Source organism: uncultured Gimesia sp., assembly GCF_937919775.1.
Lineage (GTDB): Bacteria > Planctomycetota > Planctomycetia > Planctomycetales > Planctomycetaceae > Gimesia.
The window spans coordinates 1-5,439 of sequence record NZ_CALFPF010000662.1; the positions used below are offsets into that span (position 1 = coordinate 1).

The following is a 5,439-nucleotide window of genomic DNA, read 5'->3' on the forward strand; positions in this document are numbered from 1 at the left end:
AGGCACTTTCATGCAATTAACCAAACGGATGTCAAAGAAACTGCATTTATCGATCATAACAATCACGTTCTCTTTGATTGTTATTACAGTAAATGAATCATTTGCGGGTCAGTGGTTGCATGATTTTGAATCTGCCCAGAAACTGGCGCAGCAAAATGACCTTCCCGTCCTGTTGCACTTTCATGCGTCCTGGTGCGGCCCCTGCCGCCAAATGGACCAGACAGTGTTAAACACCCAGGCCCTCACCAGTCAGTTTGGCAAACGATTTATTGCCGTCAAGATTGACAGTGATGAGAATCAGCATCTGGTTGATCGTTTCAACGTGCGTTCTCTTCCCAGCGATATCCTCTTAACCCCCACAGGTACGATTATTACTCGTACCGATGGCATGCAGGCAAAAAACGACTATTTAAGCTTTCTGGGACGCGGTGCCTCGCGTTACGAAAATGATCGACGCGTTTATATGGCTGGCCAAAATAGTAAACAAGAGCTGATGCAAAAACCAAAAAAGGAAGATCAGTTCGAACCTGAGGAAAAATCGACCCCGTCTCAAACGGAAGAGAAAACTTATATTGCGACTTCGCCTTCCAATATTGGTCTGGAGGGATACAGCCCGATTGCGCTGACACGAGATCGAAAATGGAATAAAGGGGACGAAGAATTCAGTTGGCCTTACCAGGGTATCACTTATCTCCTGAGCAATCGGACTGAGCTGGAGATCTTCAAAAATGATCCGGGACGTTACGCCCCCCAGTTACTGGGTTGTGACCCTGTGATCCTCAACAAGCAGGATCGTGCGATTCCGGGTAACACAAAATACGGTGCCTATTACGATCACAACCTCTATTTGTTTGTTGATCTCGAATCACGCGAAGAGTTCAAAAAGAACCCGGACCGTTTCAGCCGCACCATGCATGTTCTCAAATTTAAACATATTGAGGGCGCTGTTTTACGTTAATCAGCAGTGCTCGCTTATTTTGTGTTGGCAGGTTTCCTGGCAGGTTCCGTTTTCTGAGTTTCCAGTGGAATCGGCGCAGGAGATTTGTTTTTTCCAGGGCTCTGCATTTCCAGTAATCGACTGCGATAACGCTCATACAATCGAGTTTGTTTACTTTCCGGCGGTAACAATTTCCCGCCTACACAAACAGCCTTGATATGAGAAGTATGCTGTAATGGGGAACCATCGGCGATGATCAAGTTCGCCAGTTTCCCTTCTGTTAAAGAACCGATCTGTTCTTCTACTCCCAGAATTTCCGCTGCAGAGAGCGTGACCGCTCTCAGGGCAGCCTGTTCCGGCAAACCGTATGCGACTGCCATCGCTGCTTCAAACGGAGTGTTCCGCGAATTCCAGGCACTATGCGAACGAATACAAAAGGAAACGCCTGCATCATAGAGCTGCCCCGGATTGGCATACGGCGCGTCAAACGGGTCAAAGTTTTCTTCCGGTTTCTTCATCACAGGACCGACAATCACAGGCACTTTTCTTGCCTTTAATTCCTGTGCGAGTTTCCAGGCATCAGTGCCGCCGGTGATAATCACCCGCAATTTTTCTTTCTCAGCAAAGAGCAGGGCACCGGCGATTTCTTTCTCCGAATTTGCTTCAATGAACACCGGCTTCTTTTGATCCAGATAAGGTAGCAGCGCTTCATAACGGGGATCTGTCACCGGCCTGTTCGATGCGTTCTCTTCAGTCTGTTTTTTGAGTTTTTGATAAAGACGTGCTTTCTGAAGAAAGTCCTCTAATTCCTGCTGACGCTCTTTTTTTGTGCTCCAGAGAATCTGCAGGCCCGCTTCAAGATCCATCACCATCTCCGGTGCCGTCCAGCCTGCCGTTTGAACAAGGGAAGCCTGCCCGGCGATCAAACCGTTCTGAGGACAGACCAGCACAGATGTGATACCGCCGGCCCGCGCCACGGGAAATAACTCGGAGTCGGGATTGATGGCCACTCCGGTTCGTAAATCCGGCTGCAGATCGCCGCTCTCCCCATAATCGTGCGTTTCACGAACTTTATCTATTTCAGTCAAACCTAATGTCGACCCGGAATCAATCAGCCCCGGATAGACATGTAAACCCTTGGCATCGACGATCGTCATCTCTTTCAACAGCGTTTTTGCCGGCCCGACATAATCAATCTTTTCTCCTTTGACAATGATGGTCCCGCCGGCAATATCGCCTCCATCCACCGGATGCAGCGTGGCCCCCACGATCGCGAATGCTTTGAGATCACCTGTCGGAAGTGAAAGGGGCTCGGAGTTCCGCTGTGCGATTTCCACATTGGGAGTTAGCGAACGCCGTTCTGCCGTTTCTGACATTGCCGTGGGTTGTTTTTTCCGATCAAAATAAATCTCTCCCTCAATGATGGTCATTTCACAGCGGGAATAGGCATTCAATGGAAAACCGCTGAAAACAGCAAAGTCGGCATCTTTCCCGATCTCGATGGACCCGATTCTCTGATCGAGACCTAATTCACGGGCAGGATTAATTGTGATCGTCCGTAAAGCGTCATTAAAGGACATATTCCCGTATCGAACGGTTTTGGCCGCTTCGAGATACAGATGTCGGATCAATTCCCAGTCGTCACTTTTAATAACCGTATTCACGCCGGATTCATTTAACAGAGCCGCATTGTGGGGTACCGCATCGAAGGCTTCAATCTTATACGCCCACCAATCCGAAAACGTACTGCAGCTTGCGCCATGCGCCAGGATTTCCGGCGCGATTTTATATCCTTCCAGCACATGCTGCAGCGACCAGACGCGCACTCCCAGATGCGAGGCCACGCGGAGCAGCATCAGAATTTCATCCGCCCGATAACAATGGGAATGAATGAATTTTTCGTGGTTGACAATATCGGCCAGTGCTTCCAGCCGCAAATCGCGGCGCGGAGGCAGCCGCTTTTCACTACGATCCGACTTTTGTGCTTTTTCATATTCCTGCCATTGACGCCGGTAATCGATGGCTTCCAGAAAAGCCCGCTGCAATGTGGCTTCCACTCCCATTCGCGTATTGGGGAAACGCGAGGTTTGGTATTTCACATTCTCGCCCAATGCAAATTTGACCCCCTGTGGTGCATCATGCAGGATATGCTCCTGAGCCGTTGTGCCGTGCTTTAATTTCACGACCGCATCCTGACCACCAATCACATTGGCAGAACCATGAAAGAGTCGGGCAGCGGTCACACCGCCGGCTAATGCCCGATACTCTGACGGATCAGAAGTATTCACCACATCTTTGACGCGTACTTCCGGCACGATCGACTGCGAAGACTCATTGATCCCCTCGGTGATCATAATATGACTGTGCGTATCAATAATTCCCGGCATCACATACAAGCCGGTGATATCAATCTCAGCCATGCCGGAAGGGACCTCCAGATCTTTTCCGATCGCCGCGATTTTTCCCTTTTTCACCAGGATGGTAGCGTTTTTCAAAGTCTCACCGGTGACGGTAATCACAGTGCCATTTTTAAGTACCAGATTGCCGTCGGTTTTCAGAGAGCGTCTGACACGATCCGCCTCCAGTTCGGTGTGATAAAGATGATAATTCACTTTTTGCTTTTGGACTTCCGTCAGAACCGGTTTTTCGGCGACCAGCACATCAGAAATTGAGTCTCCCGGTAAATCACTGTCATCGTCTGCTCCTTCGATGGAAAGCATGATCGGATTTTCGGAAGCAGGTTTGGAGTTTTCCTGTATACGAACCGCAGCCCAACTGGTTTCCGTACCAAAGGCAGATTTCAATTTCCCGGAAATACGTGCTGGTTTCGGCTCTTTTCCAAGGGAACCCTTAAACTGCAGCTCAATCGCATGTCCGCCAGCCCCGATTCCCACCGTGAACTCAAACTGGTCTTTTTTGATGCTGCCCGAGGTCACTTTCCCATCCCCTTTTTCGCTGGTAAAAGTCCCGCGCAGTTTCTCTTTCTCCTGTGCAAGTTGGAGTTGACCGATCACTTTTCCCTGTGCCGATTCAATTTCGACTCCCCAGCTTCCCGCTAAATCGATATTGGCCGGCTGTTCTTTCTCCGGCGAGATCGTTCCCGGCGTTTTTTCATCCTCTTTCTTTGATTTGTCTTCAAAGTCAAATTTGACGCCATCCACAAACAGAAAACGAACTTTTGTCTCACTTTTCTCCCAGGGACCATTCATGATGACAAGGTGGGCCAATTTTCCTTTTTCGATGGTTCCCAGACGTTGATCGATTCCTAATATTTTTGCACCATCGACGGTCAAAAACCGGAGCGCCTGGTCCGCCGACAATCCTTCTTTCACGGCGGTCCGTAATTGCGGTAACAAATCGGTCACATGATTTTTCAGCGATTCAGAAGAAAGCGAAACCGGTAATCCACTGTCGGCCAACATTGTCAGTCCCTGAATCCGTGCTTTCCAGAGTCTGAGTTTTTCCTGTTGTACCCGTAACGGATCTGGAATCTCGGCTGTGAGTTTTTTTGTCTCCGCATTCTCTGCTTTTTCTTCGAGCTTGGGTTTCTCGGAATAATCCAGCTTGCAGATGACACCCTGCGATTCTGTTTTCAGCCGATCCAGACAAAGATGCGCTTCTGCTCCTCCATAAATCACCGGTTTAATTTTGAATTCCTGGCAAAAATCGAGAGCACGCAATATTTCATCACGCGAATTAGCGGCAAAGACAGGGACTTGCTTCGCATCCAGAATTTCCAGAAAAACCGCATAAGCCGGATCGGTCGGGGGACGCTTAATAAATGCGGACTGGTCCTGATACAAAGCCCAATGCTGTTCGTAATGTTTTGTATCCAGAAACGTTTGTCGCAAATGAGCGACGGCTCCCATCAGCGTCTTAGGGTAAACATCGCCCTGTGGGGCATACAACCGGAAAGAACTCATCGTGGATTCAATCAACGTCGACTCTCGAACTGGAAATTCGCTCGTGGAAAGCAAGGTGCCCTGTCCACTGGCAATCTTTCCTTGAGGCAGGATGTGAACCGACGTAAATCCTGCTTTCTGATAGTTCGTGAAACTGTCTTTTTTATTGGTCACCGCCTGATTCGCATGAAACTCCGGGCTAAGATAATTTCGATTGTCAGGCCGCGTTGCTGCCAGGGCATAACGACCGAAGTCAACTTTTCGGGCGTCCGGCTTGGGCGGTTTTATGTCTTGATTGATCAGACTACTGGAGCCGGCATCGATGAAGCCGGCGTAAATTAACATTCCCTGACAATCAATCACTTCCGCATCAGAGGGAATTTTGAGATCCGCGCCGATCTCTTCAATCAGACCGTCTCTGATGAGAACCGTGGCATTTTCGAGAACAGCCCCCGGCCTGGTGACAACCTTGGCGTGCGTCAATGCAAATGCAGTTAACTCAAACCCCACATTTCGTTCGGCTTGAGCGCTGACTGATGCGGGAACTGCCTGGATGCAGATCAAAAGTAACAAACCAAGGAATCGGAAATAGTACATGAC

Annotated in this window: 2 protein-coding genes; one reads left to right on the top strand and one right to left on the bottom strand. The window is 49.2% G+C overall.

Annotated elements, in window-relative coordinates; translation table 11 throughout:
• Nucleotides 1-958: thioredoxin family protein (locus Q0294_RS18860; protein ID WP_299468549.1), on the top strand; the 958-nt coding region annotated here is incomplete at its 5' end.
• 14 nt (nucleotides 959-972) lie between these two features.
• On the opposite strand, the gene Q0294_RS18865 is transcribed toward Q0294_RS18860, so the two are convergent.
• Entirely contained in the window at nucleotides 973-5,412 is a 4,440-nt protein-coding gene (locus tag Q0294_RS18865) for an amidohydrolase family protein (RefSeq protein ID WP_299468551.1), read from the bottom strand.
• Nucleotides 5,413-5,439: the final 27 nt, after the last annotated feature.